The sequence below is a fragment of the Oceanimonas sp. GK1 genome (genome assembly GCF_000243075.1).
Taxonomy (GTDB): domain Bacteria; phylum Pseudomonadota; class Gammaproteobacteria; order Enterobacterales; family Aeromonadaceae; genus Oceanimonas.
The window spans coordinates 1,195,001-1,213,498 of sequence record NC_016745.1 but is presented as its reverse complement, the minus strand read 5'-3'; the positions used below and the strand labels follow the sequence as shown (position 1 = coordinate 1,213,498).

The window sequence follows — 18,498 nt, the reverse complement described above, 5'->3', positions numbered from 1 at the left end:
ACTTAAAAAAAGTCGCCGATTGCCGAAGGAGAAGAAAGGGGGCGTGCTGGCCCGGAAAAACCGCCGCACTGTCATGGCCACCAGACCGGGCCAATGTGTGAATTTGCAGCATTCATCACACTTTTATTCACCGGAAAAAACGGCCTAATCAAGAGAATCAATCAGCACAACCCGGGCGCCATCGCGTCATTGTTCAAGCCGCCCCGGTTAAGGCAGTATAAAATATGGTCGATTAGCGGATGGCGCGTCTTTATGCGCCGCCCGGTTCAGCTCAGGCTCACCTGGTTGCGCCAGCGCTCGGCCAGGCTGTGCTGGCGGATCACGCCAAACTGCGCCTGGGGGGCCTGGCTGTACCAGGCCCAGCTCTGGTTGCCATAGTCATAATGCCACCACTCGCTGGGCAGGTTGGTAAAACCGGCCCGGGTCATGCAGCTGTGCAGCAGCCGGCGGTGCTCGATGATCTCCGCCTCGACAGGACCGGGTTTCGCCACCGCCTCAAAGGCCGCGGTGTAGGACCAGGAGCTGATGTCGTCAAAGCCGGTGCCCATGTTCAGCAACTGCCCCCTGCTGTCGCACAGGCACACGTCCACGGCCCCCCCGGTAAGATGCGGACTGGGCGAGGCTTCATCCTGGCTTGGCGGCGATACAAAATGCCGGGCCCGGACCAGTAGCCCCTGCTCATCCTCATCGGGAAAATGGCGTTTCAGGGCATCCACCAGGGTTTCGAACAAATACTCCTGCACCCGGAACGGGCGCCAGCCGTCGAGCACTACCAGCTCAATGCCGGCGGGCAGCAGGGTTGCCGCCTGCTGCAGCCGGCCCAGTACCGAGCTTCGCACATAACAATCGGTCAGCGCGCCGGGCACCCCCAGGTGAAAATAGGCGGGATACACTCGAAGAGGAGACGGCACCAGCCCCAGGGGTACCAGGGGATCGCCGTTATCAACAATGGGAAGGGCCTGCAACTGTTGCCAGTCCGGCTCGGGCAGGGATTGCAGAGGCTGGGAAAGAAAATTCATGACGGCTACTCAGGTATATAAAGAGCCCTCAGCCTCGCCAATACCGGCACGCTTTGCAAGCCTCGGTGTGCCTGCCGCTCATTTATTGATCCTGGTCACTTGCCAGCAGCCGGGACAGTGGCACACTATTATTAGTAAAAACTAAATTAAAGGAGAGGATGATGGAAAAGAATGTCGGCAACGTGGATCGTGTGATCCGCATTATTCTGGGCCTGGTGCTGATCGCCCTGGTCTTCGTGGGTCCGCAAACGCCCTGGGGCTGGCTTGGCGTGATCCCCCTGGCCACCGCCTTTGTCAGCTTTTGCCCGCTGTACAAACTGCTGGGGATTAAAAGCAAGTAAGGCTGGTGAGGAGTAAGGGGTGAAGAGTGAGGTGAAAAAGCTCCCGGCCTGATGCCGGGAGCCTTGTTGATCAGCCCTTGCCCTGCTGGCCAGCCTGAATGGCGGTGAGGGCAATGGTGTAGACGATGTCGTCCACCAATGCCCCCCGGGACAGATCGTTCACCGGCTTGCGCATGCCCTGCAGCATGGGGCCGATAGACACCAATTGCGCCGAACGCTGCACCGCCTTGTAGGTGGTGTTGCCGGTGTTCAGATCCGGGAAAATGAACACCGTGGCCTTGCCCGCCACCGGGGAGTTGGGCGCCTTCGACTTGGCCACGTTCTCCATGATGGCGGCATCGTATTGCAACGGGCCGTCGATCACCAGATCCGGGCGTTTTTCCTGGGCGATGCGGGTGGCCTCGCGTACCTTCTCCACGTCGGCGCCGGTGCCGGAGGTACCGGTGGAGTAGGAAATCATCGCCACCCGCGGCTCGATGCCAAAGGCCCGGGCCGACTCCGCCGACTGAATGGCGATCTCCGCCAGTTGCTCGGCGGTGGGATCCGGGTTGATGGCGCAGTCGCCATACACCAGCACCTGATCCGGCAGCAGCATAAAGAACACCGACGAGACCAGCGAGCAGCCCGGGGCGGTCTTGATGATCTGCAGCGGCGGGCGAATGGTGTTGGCGGTGGTATTGATGGCGCCGGATACCAGGCCATCCACCTCGTCGCGCTCCAGCATCATGGTGCCCAGCACCACGTTGTCCTGCAGCTGCTCCCGGGCCACCACCTCGGTAATGCCCTTGGACTTGCGCAGCTCCACCAGCCGCTCTACGTAGTTGTCGCGCACCTCGGCCGGATCCACGATATCGACCTTTTCATCCAGCACCACCCCCTGCTGGGCGGCAATGCGCATGATTTCCTCGTGGCTGCCCAGCAACACCGGCCGGGCAATACCGCGCTCGGCACAAATGGCCGCCGCCTTGATGGTGCGCGGCTCTTCCCCTTCCGGCAGCACGATGCGCTTGGCGGCGCGTCGCGCCAGCTCGGTGAGCTGGTAGCGGAACGCCGGCGGGCTGAGCCGGCGGCTGCGGGCCGACTTGGCCGACAGGGATTCGATCCAGTGCTTGTCGATATGGCCGGCCACGTAGTCCTGCACCGCCTCGATGCGGCCGGCGTCGTCCACCGGGATCTCCAGGTTGAAGTGCTGCAGGCTCACCGCCGTCTGCCAGGTGTTGGTGTTCACCATCAGAATGGGCAGGCCGGTTTCAATGGCGCGCTGGCACAGGTCCATGATCTGGGGCTCGGGATGGTAGCTGCCGGTCAGCAGCAGGGCACCAATCTTGACGCCGTTCATGGCGGCCAGACACACCGACACAATCACGTCGGAGCGATCCCCCGAGGCGACCAGCAGGCTGCCCGGTTTGAAGTGCTGCACCATGTTGTGCAGCGCCCGAGCGCAGAAGGTGACGCTTTGCAGCCGCCGGGTGTTCAGTTCACCCTCGTTGATGATGGTGGCATTGAGATGGCGAGCCAAGTCCACCGCCCGGGGGGCCACCAGCTGGGTGTTCCAGGGAATGCAGCCCAGAATGCGTAGCGGCGTTTTGCCGAAGACCTGCAGCACCTCCAGGTTGGCGGTGACGTGCTCGCCCTTGTAGCCGGGATTGAACATTTCGGTAAGATCGGGCCGGGTGTTGCCCTGCTCGTCTACCGGCGCCCCCACCTTGTTGATGATGCAGCCCACGATGCGCTTGTTGAGCACACCGCCGAAGTTGGCGCAGGCCAGCTCCAGCCGCTCTTTCAGGTACTGGCTGCTGTCGCTGCCGGGCTGGGCGATAAACACCATGTCGGCATCCAGCGCCTTGGCGATGTCGTAGTTGATGCGAGTGGCAAAGGGCTGCTTGTCGGTGGGGATCAGGCCTTCCACCACCACCACCTCGGCGCCGCTTTCTGAAACGTGCTTTTCAAAGCGGGCCACGATCTCTTCCAGCAGCACGTCCAAATTGCCCGCCGAGATCATGCTCTCGGCATAACTCAGGGCAAAAGGCTCCGGCGGCGTCAGGTTGGTGCCGTTGGCCACCACGGCGGTGGAGTGATCCTGTACCTTGCGGCGGGTACGGGGCTGGGACACCGGCTTGAAAAAGCTGACGTTGACGCCGTTGCGCTCCATGGCCCGCACCATGCCAAGGCTGACCGAGGTGGCACCCACGCCGCTGCTGACGGGCACCAACATGATGGTTCTGGTCATTGGCTTTCCTCTTGTTGTGATGCGCGCGCCAGCGCCAGGGCGTCTTGGGCGATCACCCACTCTTCGTTGGTGGGCAGCACCCACACCGGCAGGCTGCCAGCCGCGCTGATGCAGCCGGACTGACCAAAACGGGCGGCCAGGTTGGCCTGTTCATCCAGCGTGACCCCCAGCAGGGCCAGCTTCGACAGGGTCAGTTCGCGTACCCGGGCGGAGTTTTCGCCGATACCGCCGGTAAACACGATGGCATCGAGCCGGCCGTCAAGGGCACAGCTGTAACCGGCAATGTATTTGGCCAGGCGATAGGCGAAAATATCCAGCGCCCGTTTGGCTTCGGGCAGTTGCTGGTAATGGTCTTCGGCAAAACGGCAATCACTGCTTTGCTCGGTCAGGCCGAGCAGTCCCGATTCCTTGGTCAGCAGGGTGTTGATGCGCTCCACACTGTAGCCCAGGGCATCGTGCAGATGAAAAATGATGGCCGGATCGATATCCCCGCTGCGGGTGCCCATCACCAGCCCTTCCAATGGGGTCAGGCCCATGGAGGTGTCGACCGAGCGGCCGTTTTTCACCGCACACACCGAGGCGCCGTTGCCCAGGTGGCAGCTGATGAGGTTGAGCTCGCTGGCCGGCTTGTTCAGGACCCGGGCCGCTTCCTGAGTAATGAAGTAATGGCTGGTACCGTGCATGCCGTAGCGGCGAATGCCGTGTTCCCGGTACAGGGAATAGGGAATGGCATACAAATAGGCCTGCTCGGGCATGGTCTGGTGAAAGGCGGTATCAAACACCGCCACCTGGGGCAGCGCCGGAAACGAGGTTTGCGCCGAGGCGATGCCCACCAGGTGCGCCGGGTTGTGCAGGGGCGCCAGGCTGGCACAGGCTTCAATCCCCTGAATAACGTCCTCGTCAATCAGCACCGAGTGAGTGAATTTTTCGCCCCCGTGTACCACCCGGTGGCCCACGGCCACCAGCCCCTGCAGCAGCTCGGGGTGAGGATTGAGCAGACGCTGCACAATAAAATCCAGCGCCTGCTGGTGGGCGGCTCCGGGTCCCAGTGCGGCTTCATCCTTTTCGCCGTTAAGTTTCCATTTGATGCGGGCATCGGCAAGGTAAAAGCACTCGGCCAGGCCGGACAGTTTCTCGCTGCCGCTTTCGGCGTCCAGAATGGCGAACTTCAGCGAGGAACTGCCGCAGTTCAGCACCAGGACCAGATCGTTAGTCATTGGGGATCCTTTCTTTCGGTATTGCAAAAATCGCTTGCCCACCATCGCTGACGGGCAATAACCATCACTTTCACTCTATCCTTGAGAAAGGCACTTTACCAACGGGCAGTCTGGCCAGAAGCCGTCCATGACGCGGCCGGTATGTTAGCCGGCCAGCGGGGTGAGGAATATTACCCTTTTGTCTGTGGTAAAATAACAGTCAGCTTGAGTCATTTTTTTGACCTGCATCGTTATTTTGTAAGTTAGCTACAGCGGATCTTATCGCCGGGAGGACACATGAGTCCCTTTACTCGCACTCTGCACCGCGGCCAGGAATACCTGACCATCTGGCCCCAGGAACGCCAGCTGGCTGCCCTGTTTCCCGAATGCCGCGTCATGGCCGCCACCCGCTTCGGCATGAAAACCATGCCGGCGCTGATCACCCTGAGCCTGCTGCTGCAGTTTCAGTTTGGTGCCCCCCACTACTGGCCCAGTGTGGTGGCGTCGGTGCTGTTTCTGGCCAGCCTGCCCATGCAGGGCTACTACTGGCTGGGCAAGCGTGCCGACACACGGCTGCCGCCCTCGCTCAAGCAATGGTACCTGCAGATACACGAGAAAATTGCCGCCGCCGGCGGCGAGGTCAAGGCCCCGGTGTCCCGTCCCCGCTACTTCGAGCTGGGCGAGACCCTCAGCAGTGCCTTTCGGCAACTGGACAAGTCCTTTATACGGGAGCTGTAACCCGGCCCGGCGTGGTGACGGCGGTGCTGGCCCTCCCCCTTAATCCGGGCCACAACAAAGCACAACCGGCGCCATGCCAACAGCGATAAAAAGCTGTTCCAGCACAGGAAAACTGCTACCTTAGTCACTCATACTGATAACCAAACACCAACAAACCGCAATCATCAGGAGAGTCTCAATGTCTTCCGTAACTTTTCAGGGTAATTCCGTCGCCGTTTCCGGTCAGCTGCCCGCCGTGGGCCAGGCTGCGCCCGACTTCACCCTGACCGGTGCCGATCTGAGCGACATCAAGCTGGCCGATTTTGCCGGCAAGAAAGTGCTGCTGAACATCTTCCCCAGCATCGACACCGGCGTGTGCGCCACCAGCGTACGCACCTTCAACGAAAAGGCCGCCGGCCTCAACAACACCCAGGTGCTGTGCGTGTCCATGGATCTGCCCTTTGCCGGCAGCCGTTTCTGCGCCGCCGAAGGCCTGGAAAACGTGCAGGTGGCGTCTGCCTTCCGTCACACCGAGTTCCTGGCCGACTATGGCGTGGCCCTGAGCGACGGTGCCCTGCGCGGTCTGGCGGCCCGTGCCGTGGTGTGTATTGATGAAGACGGCAAGGTGACCCACGTTGAGCGGGTGGCCGAGCTGACCAACGAGCCGGATTACGAAGGTGCCCTGGCGGCGCTAAAGTGATCCTGACGGATCCCTGCGCGTATTGAATTTTATTATTAAGATCAACCAACTATCCTGACAGGGTGGGGTAATCTACAGACTTACTCACAGATAATGTGGATAACCCCTGCCCGGCGCGGGGCCTCCGGCCCCGCCATTAAAGGAGTCTGTGATGAAGATACTGCTTACCGGAGGAACCGGCTTTATCGGCAGCCGCCTGATGAGCCATTTGCGGCCGCACCACCAGGTGTCGGTACTGAGCCGTTCACCCAATAAGGTGTATCAACGTCTGGGGCACGACATTGAAGCCCTGGCTTCCCTCGACGACTTGCCCAATCTCGACCGTTTCGATGCGGTCATCAACCTCGCCGGCGAGCCCATTGCCGACAAGCGCTGGAGCCCGGCCCAGAAAGAACGCATCTGTCACAGCCGCTGGCATATCACCGAGCAGCTGGTGGAGAAACTGCGCGCCGGCAGCCACCCGCCCGCCGTGATGATCAGTGGCTCGGCGGTGGGCTTTTACGGTCGCCAAGGCGATACCCTGGTCGACGAAGACACCCATCCTCACTCCGAGTTCAGTCACCAGGTCTGCGCCCGCTGGGAAGAGCTGGCCCAGCTGGCAGACACCGAACGCACCCGGGTTTGCCTGATCCGGCTGGGGGTGGTGCTAGGGGCAGAAGGCGGTGCGCTGGTGAAGATGCTGCCAAGCTACCGGCTGGGGCTGGGTGGCCCCATCGGCTCGGGCAAGCAGTATATGTCCTGGATCCACATTGAAGACGTGGTCAACCTGATCTTGTTTTTGCTGGAGCACGAGGAATGCCGCGGCCCCTTTAATGCCACGGCGCCGGAGCCGGTGACCAACGCCCAGTTCAGCAAGACCCTGGCCGGAAACCTGGGCAAACCCCATTTCGCCCGGGTGCCGGCCTGGGCCATGAAACTGCTGTTCGGGGAAATGGCCGATCTGCTGCTGACCGGCCAGCGGGTGATGCCGGTGCGGCTGCAGCAGGCGGGCTTTCACTTTCGCTACCCCACCCTCGACAAGGCACTGAAAGAAACCCTGAGCACGCCCCGGCGTTAAGCAATGTCATGCTGCAAGCGGCTGTGCAATCCGTCCTGGATTCCGGCCTGCGCCGGAGTGACGGTATTTTATAGGCGCCGCTTTCACTGGCACACAACCACTTACGGCTTACCGTCCCGGAAGGAGTCACCCCCACTGCCGTAACCGGTTGATCAGGGCGCCGCTGAGCAGACCGCCGGCGCGCCCGGTGAGCAGCAGCAGGCCGGCCCCCAGGGCCGGCAATGCCAGCCACAGCCACGGGTGCGGCTGCCAGGGCAACTCCAGCCACCAGGGCAGCAGTACCGCCACGCACAGCTCCACCGCCAATGCCGCCGCCAGGCCGGCCACCAGACCGGCTCCCAGCCATTCCCAGCGCAGCGAGGCCCGGATCAACCGGTTCCCCGCCCCCAGGGTACGCAACAGCACCAGCTCCCGCCGCCGACTCTCCAGGGTGGCTTCCACCTGGGCCAGCAGCACCAGCAGGCTAGCGCCGGTCACCAGCGCCATGATCACCAGCAAGGCCTGGCTCACCTGGGCCAGTATGGAACGCAATTGCTGCAGCAGGGCATCCACGTCAAACACCGTGATGGTGGGAAAAGCGCGGATCAACTCGACCTCCAGCGCCCGTTGCGGCTCGGGCAGGTAAAAGCTCGCCATCCAGGCCGCCGGATAATCGGCCAGCACATCCGGGCTCAGCACCAGGAAAAAGTTGGGCTTCATGCTGTCCCAGTCCACCTCGCGAATGCTACGTACCTCGGCGGTGACCGGTTGCCCGGCCAGATCCAGGGTGATCCTGTCGCCCAGTACCAACCCCAGCCGCTCTGCCAGCCCGCTTTCCACCGAGACGCCGCCGGCGGCGGCCGACCAGTGTCCGCCTACAATGCGATTGCCTTCGGGCACCTCGGCACTCCAGGTGAGATTGAGCTCGCGCCCCAGCCCTCCGCCCTGCTCGCTGTTGATCTCTTCCGTCGGCACTTCATTCACGCTAACCAGCCGCCCGCGCACGATGGGATAAAAGCGGGACGACTCCAGCCCGTTCTCCTTCAGCAACTGCCGCACCGGCTCCAGCTCCTGTTCGGCGATGTTGATCAAAAAGCGGTTATGGGTGTCGGCCGGCAGCCTGGCCAGAAAGCCCTCGGTCAACTCGCCCCGCACCACCCACAACAGACTGGCCAGAAACAGCGCCAGCGCCACGCCGCCAAACTGCAGCAGGGTGGCCAGCCGGGCCCGGCTTAACCGGCCCAGCGCCAGCCGAAAGGCCACCGAGCCCCGGGTTAACCGGGCCAGGGCCAGCAGCCCCCGGCACAGGCCGCCCAACAGCAGGGCCAGTGCCAGCAGGCCCGACAACAGCCCCATCGCCAGCCCCAGGCTGCCGGCAAACAGCCAGCTCAGTGTTACCGTGCCCGCCAGCAGAATGCCGCCGCTGAGCCAGGGAGAAATGCGCGCCTCGGCCTCGTTGCGCAATACCCGCAGCGGCGGCACCTTCAACAGCCGCAACATGGGCACCACCGACAACATCACAGTGGTCAGCAGGGCCAGCCCGCCGGCCACCGCAAAGGGCCTGAGCGAAGGGGGCGGCAGCGGCACCGCCATGGCGTCATTCAGTGCCAGCAGGATCAGCTGGTGCACGCCATAGCCCGCCACAGCCCCAAGCAGGGCACCGAGCATCATCAGCCCCGTCAGCAAACGGCCCAGCCAGATCAGCAGCTGGCGGCGACCGGCCCCCAGGGTTTTCAGCAGGGCAATGCGGTCCTGCTCTCGGCGGGAGAAGAACCCCAGGGCAATGGCCATGGCCAGAATGCCCAGCAGTACCCCAATGAGCGAGGCCAGCCGAAAGAACTGCTCGGCCCGAGTGATGGAGCGGGCCACCGGTGTGTCGGCGTTGCTCGGGCCGCGCCAGCGCTGGCCCTGCTGCAACTGCGGCTGCAGCCAGCTGGCGTAAGCGTCGAGGATGTTATCTTCGCCCTTAAACAGATAGCGGTAACGGCTGCGGCTGCCTTCCATAAAAATGCCGGTGGCGGCCACATCCTCCAGGTGCATCAGCGCCCGGGGGGCCAGCAAAAAGGGCGAGAAGCCCTGATCCGGCTCGCTGACCAGCTCACCGGCCACGGTCAGCCGCAGGTTGCCCAGCTCCACCGTTTCTCCCGGTGCCACCTGTAGCAACGCCAGCAGCCGGGCCGACAGCCAGATGTGACCGGGCCTCACCTTGTCTGCCGGGGCCAGCACCAGATCGCCGTAAAAGGGAAAGGCGTCATCCACCGCCCGAAGGCTGGCCAGCTGCAATTGCTCGTTGGCAAACAGCACGCTGTTAAAGGACTGGCTTACCGACACCGCCAGGCCGCGGCGTTGTGCCTCGCTCAGCCAACCGGTCTCGGCGGGCCGACTGCCCGCCAGCACCCGGTCGGCGGCAATATAGTCCCGCCCCGACACCTGCAAGGCGGCATTCAGCCGATCCGCCACCAGGGTCACGCTGAGAATGCTGGCCACACAGAGCGCCAGGGCCAGCACAAACAGCCTGAGCGGCCCGCTGGCCAGTTCCCGTCGAATCAGTCCCCAGCCCAGGCTAGCCATGCTGCTCCTCCAGATGACCGGCGGTCATCAGCAGGCGGCGCTCGCAACGGCTGGCCAGGGATTCATCATGCGTCACGATCACCAGGGTGGTGCCATGCTGGTGGTTAAGCTCAAACAGCAGCTCGATAATGCGGGCACCAGTCTGCTGATCCAGGTTGCCGGTGGGCTCGTCCGCCAGCAATATGTCCGGCTCGGTCATAAAGGCCCGGGCAATGGCTACCCTTTGCTGCTCGCCACCGGAAAGCTGGGCGGGAAAATGCCGCATCCGTTCGGCCAGCCCCACTCGCTCCAGCAGCGCCATGGCCCGCTCCCGGTTACCGCTTTCCCCTTTCAGTTCGGCGGGCAGCATGACGTTTTCCAGGGCGGTGAGGGTGGGCAATAGCAGAAAAGACTGAAACACAAAACCGATATGCTGCGCCCTGAGCGCCGCCCGCTGCTCTTCATCCAGGGCATGCAGCGGCTGGCCGGCAATATGAATTTCTCCCCGGCTGGCGGTATCCAGCCCCGCCAGCAGTCCCAGCAGGGTGGACTTGCCCGAGCCCGAGGCCCCCACCAGTGCCAGCCGCTGGCCGGCCTTGACTTCCAGGTTGACACCCTGAAGGATGGTAATTTGCTCGTCGCCCAGGCTGACCCTGTGCCCGAGATCCACCACGCGAATGATGGGAGAGGTTGTCATGCTGCGAATCCTTGTGCTGTTGCTGTGTCTGGTGTCGCCCACGGTACTGGCCGACACCCTGCTTATTCTGGGCGACAGCCTGAGTGCCGGCTATCGCATGCGTTCGGATCAGGCCTGGCCCCACCTGCTGGCCGAGCAGTGGCGGCGGGAGGGCCGGCAGGTCACCGTCATCAATGCCAGCGTCAGCGGCGACACCACGCAGGGCGGCCTGCAACGGCTGCCGCCCCTGCTGCAACGGCATCAGCCCAGCCTGGTACTGCTGGAGCTGGGCGGCAATGATGGTCTGCGTGGTCTGCCTCCCGGGCTGATTGAGCGCAACCTGGAGCGGTTAATAGCGCTGGCCGGCGATGCCGGTGCCCGGGTTATTCTCACCGACATTCAACTGCCGCCCAACTATGGCCGGCGCTACCTGCAGCAGTTCGAACAGGTATTCAGCCGGCTGGCGAGTCAGCACCAGTTGCCCCTGCTGCCGTTTTTCGTGGCGCCACTGATGGGTGAGCAGGGCATGATGATGGACGACGGCATTCATCCCACCGTTAAAGCCCAGCCGCTGATTGCCCGGCAGGTGGGCGAGTTTCTCACCCCCTATCTGACGCCCTAGCCGATGGAAAAGGCGATGGTCTTGCTGATCTCGCCCAGGCTGAGGCCGCTTTGCTCCCGCCAGGTATTAAAGGCGGCCTGGGCCTGGTTCATGGCTTTTTTAGCGCCCAGCGCCGCGTCCACCACGCCGTGATGTCGCAGGTAGGCACTGACATCCCCGGTAAAGATAAAGGTATCCACCCCCAGCCGGCGCAGGGCATAAGGCGCGATATTGCCCCCCAACAGGCGGCCGTGCCGGCGAATGTGCCGCCACAGGCCCACCACGTCGTCTGCAGGCCAGGCGGCCACAAAGGCACCGAAACCGCCATGGTCCTTGCCCAGATCCAGCACCATCTGAGCATTGACCGGCACGGCGGCGATCTTCTTCGCGTGGCGTACAATGCGGGAATCATGATTGAGCCGCTCCAGATGATGCTCATCCAGCAGCAGCATTTTATGGGGATCAAAGCCAAAAAAGGCCTGCTCGAAGTCCGGCCATTTGTCTCTGATCACCTTCCACACAAAACCGGACTGAAACAGGCTCATGGTAAAGGAAGACAGCCAGCGGTCATCGGGAATGGCCGCCAACTCACCGGGGCTCAGTACCGGCGTGGCGATCAGCCGGCGCAGTGCCGCCTCACCGCCCTGCCGGGCGCAGGCGCGCGCAAAGATGTGATCGAAGTGCTCCATAAAAACAGTCTCGTTCGAGTTTGTTTTTATTGTGCGTAGTTGCAGGGGAAAACACCAGAACGAAAAAAGCCGCAGTGGTTAACTGCGGCTTTTTAAAATTTGGTGGAGCTACGCGGGATCGAACCGCGGACCTCTTGCATGCCATGCAAGCGCTCTCCCAGCTGAGCTATAACCCCAAATTTGACAGGCTTGTTTTGGTGGAGCTAGGCGGGATCGAACCGCCGACCTCTTGCATGCCATGCAAGCGCTCTCCCAGCTGAGCTATAGCCCCAAAACAATGCTGTTTTACTGGTATTTGTTTCTGCCGCCTGGTGGAGCTACGCGGGATCGAACCGCGGACCTCTTGCATGCCATGCAAGCGCTCTCCCAGCTGAGCTATAACCCCATTTGGCAGAAACTGCTCTCGACTTGATTGGTGGAGCTAGGCGGGATCGAACCGCCGACCTCTTGCATGCCATGCAAGCGCTCTCCCAGCTGAGCTATAGCCCCGCACAAGTCGCTGCAGAAACCTTGTCCCTGCGAGCGATGCGCATAATAGGCACAGGGCCGTTCAGAGTCAACCGCCAAATAGAAAAAATCGTTCAACCCATCAAGTTTTAAACAATCCGGCGATAAAATGGTCTCATCCCGGCTGTGCGTATAAAAAAACGGCGCTGCCCGAGCAGCGCCGTTGATGTTTTTCACACTGGCGGTGATCAGCCTTCGGCGCGCTCGGCCACAAAAGCCAGGGCCATGTCGATGCGGGCCAGCACCTTGTCTTTGCCCAGCAACGCCATCACACCGTCGATGGCCGGCGACTGACCGATGCCGGTGACCGCGACGCGCAGCGGCATGCCCACCTTGCCCATGCCCAGCTCCAGCTCGGTGGCCACGGCGTTGATCACCTCGTGAATGGCAGCCGGCTGCCAGTCGGCCAGCGCCGCCAGCCGGGTACGGGCCAGACTCAGGGGCTCGGCGGCGACCGGGCGCAGGTGCTTCTTGGCGGCCCCGGCTTCAAACTCGCTGAAGTCTTCAAACAGATAACGACTCTGGGCCGCCAGCTCCTTCAGGGTGTTGCAGCGCTCAGCGTAGAGACTGACCACCTCGGCCAGCGCCGGGCCCTCGGCAAAATCGATGCCCTGATCCTGCATGTGCCATTCCAGATGGCCGGCCACTTCTTCAGCGGGTAGGGTCTTGATGTAGTGCTGGTTCAGCCACAACAGCTTGTCGGTATTGAAGGCCGACGCCGACTTGCTGATGTCATCCAGGGAGAACAGGGAAATCATCTCTTCCAGGCTGAAGATTTCCTGATCACCGTGAGACCAGCCCAGCCGCACCAGGTAGTTGAGCAGGGCCTGGGGCAGGTAGCCGTCATCCCGGTATTGCATCACGCTCACCGCACCGTGGCGCTTGGACAGCTTGGTGCCGTCGTCGCCGAGGATCATGGACACATGGGCAAACTCCGGCACCGGCGCGCCCAGTGCCTTGTAGATGTTGATCTGGCGCGGGGTATTATTGATATGGTCTTCACCACGTACCACGTGAGTAATGTTCATATCCCAGTCGTCCACCACCACACAGAAGTTGTAGGTGGGTGCGCCGTCGGTACGGCGAATGATCAGGTCATCCAGCTGATCGTTGGCAATCTCGATACGGCCACGCACGTGGTCGTCGAACACCACGGTGCCCTCGTCCGGGTTTTTAAAGCGAACAACACAGGGGGCATCGGCATCGCCATGATTATCGGGATCACGACAAATGCCATCGTAACGGGGCTTGTCACCGGCGGCCATCTGCTGCTCACGCAGGCTGTCCAGACGCTCCCGGGAGCAATAACATTTATAGGCTTTGCCTTCTTCCAGCAACTGATCGATCAGCTGGTTGTAACGGTCAAAACGCTGGGTCTGATAGTAAGGACCCTCGTCCCAGCTCAGGCCCAGCCAGTTCATGCCTTCCAGAATGGCGTCGATGGCTTCCTGGGTGGAACGCTCCAGATCCGTATCTTCAATGCGCAGCACGAACTCACCCTGATGATGGCGGGCGTAGAGCCAGGAATACAGGGCCGTGCGGGCACCGCCAACATGAAGAAAGCCGGTAGGACTGGGGGCGAACCGTGTTTTAACTGTCATTCTGTCTGCCTTGATTGAGTGAAGGGGCCTGCGGGCCGTATGAAAAGATAAACGGTGATTATTTTAACACCCGCAAGGCACAGGTGAAACGCCTTGTCGCACGCCAGTCGCGGGCAGTGCCATTCGCTTCCATCACCGTCGCATTCGCTTGTGGAGTTGTCAGCCGCTGGATACACTTGTGGCCGCGACGGAGGGGGGATTATGACCAGAACAAAAGGCGCTGCCAAAAGCCATCAGCGTGACACCGTGAGAGCACGTTTCAACCGCATTACCCTGCCCGCCCGCAAAGGGCTGGGACGACTACTGAGCGCCATGGGAGGCATTCCCCGGCGGCACCGGCTTGCCCTTCTGATCTTGATCCCGGCCTGGCTGGTATTGCTGGGGTGGCAGCCTGCGCCGCCGGCCCCCAAGGCGCCGGTAACCGGCAGCCTGTCGGTGCCGCTGAGCGACGCCGACAAGCGGGTCATTGATGTGCCTGCCGGCGGTAGGCGCATTGACCATACCCTGGCCTCTGGCGAAACCCTCTCCTCCCTGTTCAGAAGCTGGCAGCTGCCCGGTCAGGAACTGATTGCCCTGATCCGGGCCGAGCCTTCCTACCAGCCCCTGAGCCGGTTGCAAGCGGGTCAGCAGCTGACATTGGTACTCACCGCTGACGGTCGTCTGCACTACCTGGAAGTACGCGACAACGGCCTGGTACTGAACGCCTTTCGCCGGCTCGGCCAGGAGTTCACCATGGTGAATGTGCAGTAACATTACAGCGCTGGTCCTTTCAGCACCTGGGGCAGGCCTGCAATAACAAAGCTCACCCGCTCACACCGCTCGGCCAGCGCCTGATGCAGCCAGCCGGCCTCATCCACAAAACGTCGCGACAGCGCCCCCATGGGCACTATGCCCTGCCCTACCTCGTTACTGACCAGCACGATGCGCCCCGGCAGCTGTGGCAGGGTCTCCAGCAGGGCGGCTTTTTCATAGGCCAGCCGCCCGGCGTCGTCGCACAACAGCAGGTTGGTCAACCACAGGGTCAAGCAGTCCACCAGCACACAACACTCAGGCTCAGCATGGGTGTTCAACGCCTGCGCCAAGGCCAGGGGCTCCTCCACCAGCGTCCAGTGCCCGGGCCGCCGTGCCTGATGATGGCGTATGCGCTCGGCCATTTCCTCGTCTTTCCCCTGGGTGGCAGTGGCGATATAAGTCACCGGCCAGCCGGTGGCCTCAACCAGTCGCTCCGCCAGCCGGCTCTTGCCCGAACGGGCGCCCCCCAGTACCAGTTCTCGCCTGGATAACTCAACGTCTTGTCCTGCTGCCTTCACGCTGCATCTCCTTATCATGGCCTACCGTTTTTCAGCAACCATGATACTGAAACCCAGCACCATGGTGATGAACGGATCTGATCCGAGCATGGAAAATGATAAACTGTGATTAACCTCAAATTTTAATGATGACCCAAGGAAGCCGTTCATGAACTTTAAGGCCTTTCATGCCTCGCTCAACCAACCTCAGCCCCCTGCCGGTCTTTCCGACGCCCTGACCGCCCTCTGGCTGGATGCCAATGGCCACTGGGAAGATGCCCACGAACAGATCCGCGATAACGGCGATCAGCCCTCGGCCTGGGTACACGCCTATCTGCATCGCGTGGAAGGTGTGCTCTGGAACGCCGACTACTGGTACGGGCGCGCCGGTAAAAAACGCCCGGCCTGCTCCACCCGGGAAGAGTGGCAACAAATCGCCCAGGCTCTGCTGGACTGAGTACATGTGTTCCAAACGCAGCGGTTGAACGAGCGCTGCGTTTGGCATCGTCGCTGAGTTCACAGCAGCAATGCAAAAACGAACAAACGAAAAAAGCCCGATACATCAGTATCGGGCTTTTGGAATGGGTGCCTGGCAGTGACCTACTTTCACATGGCAGCTGCCACACTATCATCGGCGCGGTTGCGTTTCACTGCTGAGTTCGGCATGGAGTCAGGTGGTTCCACAACGCTATGGCCGCCAGGCATTAAACTTGAATTCGAAAAAAGCTTTGTGATGAATCTGTTTTGTTCTCGAGACTACAAGTCTCTCACACTTCTTGGGTGTTGTATGGTTAAGCCGCACGGGTCATTAGTACAGGTTAGCTACACGCCTCACAGCGCTTCCACACCCTGCCTATCAACGTCCTGGTCTCGGACGGCCCTTTAGAGGCATCAAGTGCCTAGGGATGACTCATCTCGAGGCTCGCTTCCCGCTTAGATGCTTTCAGCGGTTATCGATTCCGAACTTAGCTACCGGGCAGTGCCACTGGCGTGACAACCCGAACACCAGAGGTTCGTCCACTCCGGTCCTCTCGTACTAGGAGCAGCCCCTCTCAATCATCCAACGCCCACGGCAGATAGGGACCGAACTGTCTCACGACGTTCTGAACCCAGCTCGCGTACCACTTTAAATGGCGAACAGCCATACCCTTGGGACCGACTTCAGCCCCAGGATGTGATGAGCCGACATCGAGGTGCCAAACACCGCCGTCGATATGAACTCTTGGGCGGTATCAGCCTGTTATCCCCGGAGTACCTTTTATCCGTTGAGCGATGGCCCTTCCATTCAGAACCACCGGATCACTATGACCTGCTTTCGCACCTGCTCGACCTGTCCGTCTCGCAGTTAAGCTGGCTTATGCCATTGCACTAACCGTACGATGTCCGACCGTACTTAGCCAACCTTCGTGCTCCTCCGTTACTCTTTGGGAGGAGACCGCCCCAGTCAAACTACCCACCAGGCACTGTCCTCACCCCCGATAAGGGGGCCAAGTTAGAACATCAAACATACAAGGGTGGTATTTCAAGGTCGGCTCCACGGCAACTGGCGTCACCGCTTCACAGCCTCCCACCTATCCTACACATGTAGGGTCAATGTTCAGTGCCAAGCTATAGTAAAGGTTCACGGGGTCTTTCCGTCTAGCCGCGGGTACACCGCATCTTCACGGCGATTTCAATTTCACTGAGTCTCGGGTGGAGACAGCGTGGCCATGGTTACACCATTCGTGCAGGTCGGAACTTACCCGACAAGGAATTTCGCTACCTTAGGACCGTTATAGTTACGGCCGCCGTTTACCGGGGCTTCGATCAAGAGCTTCACCTTGCGGCTAACCCCATCAATTAACCTTCCGGCACCGGGCAGGTGTCACACCGTATACGTCCTCTTGCGAGTTGGCACAGTGCTGTGTTTTTGATAAACAGTCCCAGCCACCTGGTCACTGCGACTGGCTCAGGCTCCATCCGCGAAGGACTTCACCCGCTCCAGCGTACCTTCTCCCGAAGTTACGGTACTATTTTGCCTAGTTCCTTCACCCGAGTTCTCTCAAGCGCCTTGGTATTCTCTACCCGACCACCTGTGTCGGTTTGGGGTACGGTTCACACACATCTGAAGCTTAGAGGCTTTTCCTGGAAGCAGGGCATCAATGACTTCGGTACCGTAGTACCTTCGTCTCGGGTCTCAGTGTTGTGCGTCCGGATTTGCCTAAACGCACCACCTACTCCCTTTCACCAGGACAACCAACGCCTGGCCCATCTAGCCTTCTCCGTCCCCCCATCGCAATGTGTGTCAGTACGGGAATATTAACCCGTTTCCCATCGACTACGCCTTTCGGCCTCGCCTTAGGGGCCGACTCACCCTGCCCCGATTAACGTTGGACAGGAACCCTTGGTCTTCCGGCGAGGAGGTTTTTCACCCCCTTTATCGTTACTCATGTCAGCATTCGCACTTCTGATATCTCCAGCATGCTTCACAACACACCTTCGCAGACTTACAGAACGCTCCCCTACCACTCACACATAGTGTGAATCCGCGGCTTCGGTGCCTAGTTTTAGCCCCGTTACATCTTCCGCGCAGGCCGACTCGACCAGTGAGCTATTACGCTTTCTTTAAATGATGGCTGCTTCTAAGCCAACATCCTGGCTGTCTGAGCCTTCCCACCTCGTTTCCCACTTAACTAGGACTTTGGGACCTTAGCCGGCGGTCTGGGTTGTTTCCCTCTTCACGACGGACGTTAGCACCCGCCGTGTGTCTCCCGGATAGTACTTACTGGTATTCGGAGTTTGCATGGGGTTGGTAAGTCGGGATGACCCCCTAGCCCAAACAGTGCTCTACCCCCAGTAGTATTCGTCCGAGGCGCTACCTAAATAGCTTTCGGGGAGAACCAGCTATCTCCCGGTTTGATTGGCCTTTCACCCCCAGCCACAAGTCATCCCCTAATTTTGCAACATTAGTGGGTTCGGTCCTCCAGTTGATGTTACTCAACCTTCAACCTGCTCATGGCTAGATCACCGGGTTTCGGGTCTACTCCTAGCAACTATTCGCCCAGTTAAGACTCGGTTTCCCTACGGCTCCCCTATACGGTTAACCTTGCTACTAAAAGTAAGTCGCTGACCCATTATACAAAAGGTACGCAGTCACCCCACGAGGGGGCTTCCACTGCTTGTACGTACACGGTTTCAGGTTCTATTTCACTCCCCTCACAGGGGTTCTTTTCGCCTTTCCCTCACGGTACTGGTTCACTATCGGTCAGTCAGGAGTATTTAGCCTTGGAGGATGGTCCCCCCATGTTCAGACAGGATATCACGTGTCCCGTCCTACTCGATTTCACAACGAGAGCGGTTTGGTGTA

General features: G+C 60.7%; 15 protein-coding genes, 4 tRNA genes and 2 rRNA genes (1 of these 21 running past the window's edge). 7 read left to right on the top strand and 14 right to left on the bottom strand.

Translation table 11 applies throughout. From position 1 onward, the window contains the following. Window positions 1-266 precede the first annotated feature (266 nt). On the bottom strand, window positions 267-1,019 hold the full coding sequence (locus tag GU3_RS05845; RefSeq protein ID WP_014291602.1) for a M15 family metallopeptidase: 753 nt from the start codon (window positions 1,017-1,019) through the stop codon (window positions 267-269). Between the two features lie 161 nt (window positions 1,020-1,180). Between GU3_RS05845 and GU3_RS05840 the strand changes: the two genes are divergently transcribed. Then, window positions 1,181-1,360: a DUF2892 domain-containing protein gene (locus GU3_RS05840; protein WP_014291601.1), complete on the top strand. Its 180-nt coding sequence runs from the start codon at window positions 1,181-1,183 to the stop codon at window positions 1,358-1,360. A gap of 70 nt (window positions 1,361-1,430) precedes the next feature. Here GU3_RS05840 and pta read toward each other — a convergent pair whose 3' ends face one another. Then, complete coding sequence (gene pta / locus GU3_RS05835) at window positions 1,431-3,590, bottom strand: phosphate acetyltransferase (protein ID WP_014291600.1); 2,160 nt, start codon at window positions 3,588-3,590, stop codon at window positions 1,431-1,433. Continuing rightward, window positions 3,587-4,807 carry an acetate kinase gene (locus tag GU3_RS05830; RefSeq protein ID WP_014291599.1) on the bottom strand — a complete coding sequence of 407 codons (1,221 nt, stop codon included), beginning with the start codon at window positions 4,805-4,807 and terminating at the stop codon, window positions 3,587-3,589. Before GU3_RS05830 ends, pta begins: the two co-directional genes overlap by 4 nt. A 276-nt stretch (window positions 4,808-5,083) precedes the next feature. Between GU3_RS05830 and yfbV the strand changes: the two genes are divergently transcribed. The 3 genes from yfbV (at window position 5,084) to GU3_RS05815 (ending at window position 7,260) form a co-directional block, all read left to right on the top strand. Continuing rightward, window positions 5,084-5,524 (top strand): terminus macrodomain insulation protein YfbV, encoded by a 441-nt coding sequence (gene yfbV / locus GU3_RS05825; RefSeq protein WP_014291598.1) that lies wholly within the window; start codon window positions 5,084-5,086, stop codon window positions 5,522-5,524. A 178-nt stretch (window positions 5,525-5,702) separates the two neighbouring features. Continuing rightward, the gene (tpx, locus tag GU3_RS05820; RefSeq protein WP_014291597.1) at window positions 5,703-6,203 is read left to right on the top strand and encodes a thiol peroxidase; all 501 of its coding nucleotides are present in this window, start codon (window positions 5,703-5,705) and stop codon (window positions 6,201-6,203) included. A 151-nt stretch (window positions 6,204-6,354) separates the two neighbouring features. Beyond that, the gene (locus GU3_RS05815) at window positions 6,355-7,260 is read left to right on the top strand and encodes a TIGR01777 family oxidoreductase (RefSeq protein WP_014291596.1); all 906 of its coding nucleotides are present in this window, start codon (window positions 6,355-6,357) and stop codon (window positions 7,258-7,260) included. A 126-nt stretch (window positions 7,261-7,386) separates the two neighbouring features. Here the strand turns inward: GU3_RS05815 and GU3_RS05810 are convergent, their stop codons facing one another. Both GU3_RS05810 and GU3_RS05805 read right to left on the bottom strand, forming a co-directional pair. Then, window positions 7,387-9,810: an ABC transporter permease gene (locus tag GU3_RS05810; RefSeq protein WP_014291595.1), complete on the bottom strand. Its 2,424-nt coding sequence runs from the start codon at window positions 9,808-9,810 to the stop codon at window positions 7,387-7,389. Next, window positions 9,803-10,486 carry an ABC transporter ATP-binding protein gene (locus GU3_RS05805; protein WP_014291594.1) on the bottom strand — a complete coding sequence of 228 codons (684 nt, stop codon included), beginning with the start codon at window positions 10,484-10,486 and terminating at the stop codon, window positions 9,803-9,805. The genes GU3_RS05810 and GU3_RS05805 overlap by 8 nt, the downstream gene beginning before the upstream one ends. Here GU3_RS05805 and GU3_RS05800 point away from each other — a divergent pair. Then, window positions 10,485-11,087 carry an arylesterase gene (locus GU3_RS05800; RefSeq protein WP_014291593.1) on the top strand — a complete coding sequence of 201 codons (603 nt, stop codon included), beginning with the start codon at window positions 10,485-10,487 and terminating at the stop codon, window positions 11,085-11,087. The genes GU3_RS05805 and GU3_RS05800 overlap by 2 nt on opposite strands. On the opposite strand, the gene GU3_RS05795 is transcribed toward GU3_RS05800, so the two are convergent. From GU3_RS05795 to gltX, 6 genes are all read right to left on the bottom strand, one after another. Further along, window positions 11,084-11,755 (bottom strand): DNA-3-methyladenine glycosylase I, encoded by a 672-nt coding sequence (locus tag GU3_RS05795; RefSeq protein ID WP_014291592.1) that lies wholly within the window; start codon window positions 11,753-11,755, stop codon window positions 11,084-11,086. The two genes, GU3_RS05800 and GU3_RS05795, sit on opposite strands and share 4 nt — an antisense overlap. Window positions 11,756-11,855: 100 nt before the next feature. After that, window positions 11,856-11,931: transfer RNA gene (locus tag GU3_RS05790), tRNA-Ala, on the bottom strand. Between the two features lie 19 nt (window positions 11,932-11,950). After that, a tRNA-Ala gene (locus GU3_RS05785) sits at window positions 11,951-12,026 on the bottom strand. A 38-nt stretch (window positions 12,027-12,064) separates the two neighbouring features. Beyond that, window positions 12,065-12,140 (bottom strand) — tRNA-Ala (locus tag GU3_RS05780). A gap of 28 nt (window positions 12,141-12,168) precedes the next feature. Next, window positions 12,169-12,244: transfer RNA gene (locus tag GU3_RS05775), tRNA-Ala, on the bottom strand. 206 nt (window positions 12,245-12,450) lie between these two features. Next, window positions 12,451-13,863, bottom strand: coding sequence for a glutamate--tRNA ligase (gene gltX / locus GU3_RS05770; RefSeq protein WP_014291591.1), 1,413 nt, complete (start codon window positions 13,861-13,863; stop codon window positions 12,451-12,453). Between the two features lie 201 nt (window positions 13,864-14,064). Here gltX and GU3_RS05765 point away from each other — a divergent pair, with 201 nt between their 5' ends. Continuing rightward, window positions 14,065-14,613, top strand: a complete 549-nt coding sequence (locus tag GU3_RS05765) for a LysM-like peptidoglycan-binding domain-containing protein (RefSeq protein WP_014291590.1) — start codon at window positions 14,065-14,067, stop codon at window positions 14,611-14,613. 2 nt (window positions 14,614-14,615) lie between these two features. Here GU3_RS05765 and cobU read toward each other — a convergent pair whose 3' ends face one another. Further along, window positions 14,616-15,173: a bifunctional adenosylcobinamide kinase/adenosylcobinamide-phosphate guanylyltransferase gene (gene cobU, locus GU3_RS05760; RefSeq protein ID WP_014291589.1), complete on the bottom strand. Its 558-nt coding sequence runs from the start codon at window positions 15,171-15,173 to the stop codon at window positions 14,616-14,618. A gap of 148 nt (window positions 15,174-15,321) precedes the next feature. On the opposite strand from cobU, the gene GU3_RS05755 reads away from it, so the two are divergent. After that, the gene (locus GU3_RS05755) at window positions 15,322-15,609 is read left to right on the top strand and encodes a hypothetical protein (RefSeq protein WP_014291588.1); all 288 of its coding nucleotides are present in this window, start codon (window positions 15,322-15,324) and stop codon (window positions 15,607-15,609) included. 130 nt (window positions 15,610-15,739) lie between these two features. Here the strand turns inward: GU3_RS05755 and rrf are convergent. Then, window positions 15,740-15,854: ribosomal RNA gene (rrf, locus tag GU3_RS05750) — 5S ribosomal RNA — on the bottom strand. Window positions 15,855-15,939: 85 nt separating this feature from the next. Then, window positions 15,940-18,498 (bottom strand): 23S ribosomal RNA (locus tag GU3_RS05745) (it continues 332 nt past the right edge of the window).

Excerpts from the sequence above, each read along its gene's own strand:
- pta (WP_014291600.1), bottom strand. The coding sequence starts at position 3,590 with ATGACCAGAACCATCATGTTGGTGCCCGTCAGCAGCGGCGTGGGTGCC.
- GU3_RS05830 (WP_014291599.1), bottom strand. The coding sequence starts at position 4,807 with ATGACTAACGATCTGGTCCTGGTGCTGAACTGCGGCAGTTCCTCGCTG.
- GU3_RS05805 (WP_014291594.1), bottom strand. The coding sequence starts at position 10,486 with ATGACAACCTCTCCCATCATTCGCGTGGTGGATCTCGGGCACAGGGTC.
- yfbV (WP_014291598.1), top strand. The coding sequence starts at position 5,084 with ATGAGTCCCTTTACTCGCACTCTGCACCGCGGCCAGGAATACCTGACC.
- GU3_RS05810 (WP_014291595.1), bottom strand. The coding sequence starts at position 9,810 with ATGGCTAGCCTGGGCTGGGGACTGATTCGACGGGAACTGGCCAGCGGG.
- GU3_RS05800 (WP_014291593.1), top strand. The coding sequence starts at position 10,485 with ATGCTGCGAATCCTTGTGCTGTTGCTGTGTCTGGTGTCGCCCACGGTA.
- GU3_RS05815 (WP_014291596.1), top strand. The coding sequence starts at position 6,355 with ATGAAGATACTGCTTACCGGAGGAACCGGCTTTATCGGCAGCCGCCTG.
- gltX (WP_014291591.1), bottom strand. The coding sequence starts at position 13,863 with ATGACAGTTAAAACACGGTTCGCCCCCAGTCCTACCGGCTTTCTTCAT.
- tpx (WP_014291597.1), top strand. The coding sequence starts at position 5,703 with ATGTCTTCCGTAACTTTTCAGGGTAATTCCGTCGCCGTTTCCGGTCAG.
- GU3_RS05755 (WP_014291588.1), top strand. The coding sequence starts at position 15,322 with ATGAACTTTAAGGCCTTTCATGCCTCGCTCAACCAACCTCAGCCCCCT.
- GU3_RS05765 (WP_014291590.1), top strand. The coding sequence starts at position 14,065 with ATGACCAGAACAAAAGGCGCTGCCAAAAGCCATCAGCGTGACACCGTG.
- GU3_RS05840 (WP_014291601.1), top strand. The coding sequence starts at position 1,181 with ATGGAAAAGAATGTCGGCAACGTGGATCGTGTGATCCGCATTATTCTG.
- GU3_RS05845 (WP_014291602.1), bottom strand. The coding sequence starts at position 1,019 with ATGAATTTTCTTTCCCAGCCTCTGCAATCCCTGCCCGAGCCGGACTGG.
- GU3_RS05795 (WP_014291592.1), bottom strand. The coding sequence starts at position 11,755 with ATGGAGCACTTCGATCACATCTTTGCGCGCGCCTGCGCCCGGCAGGGC.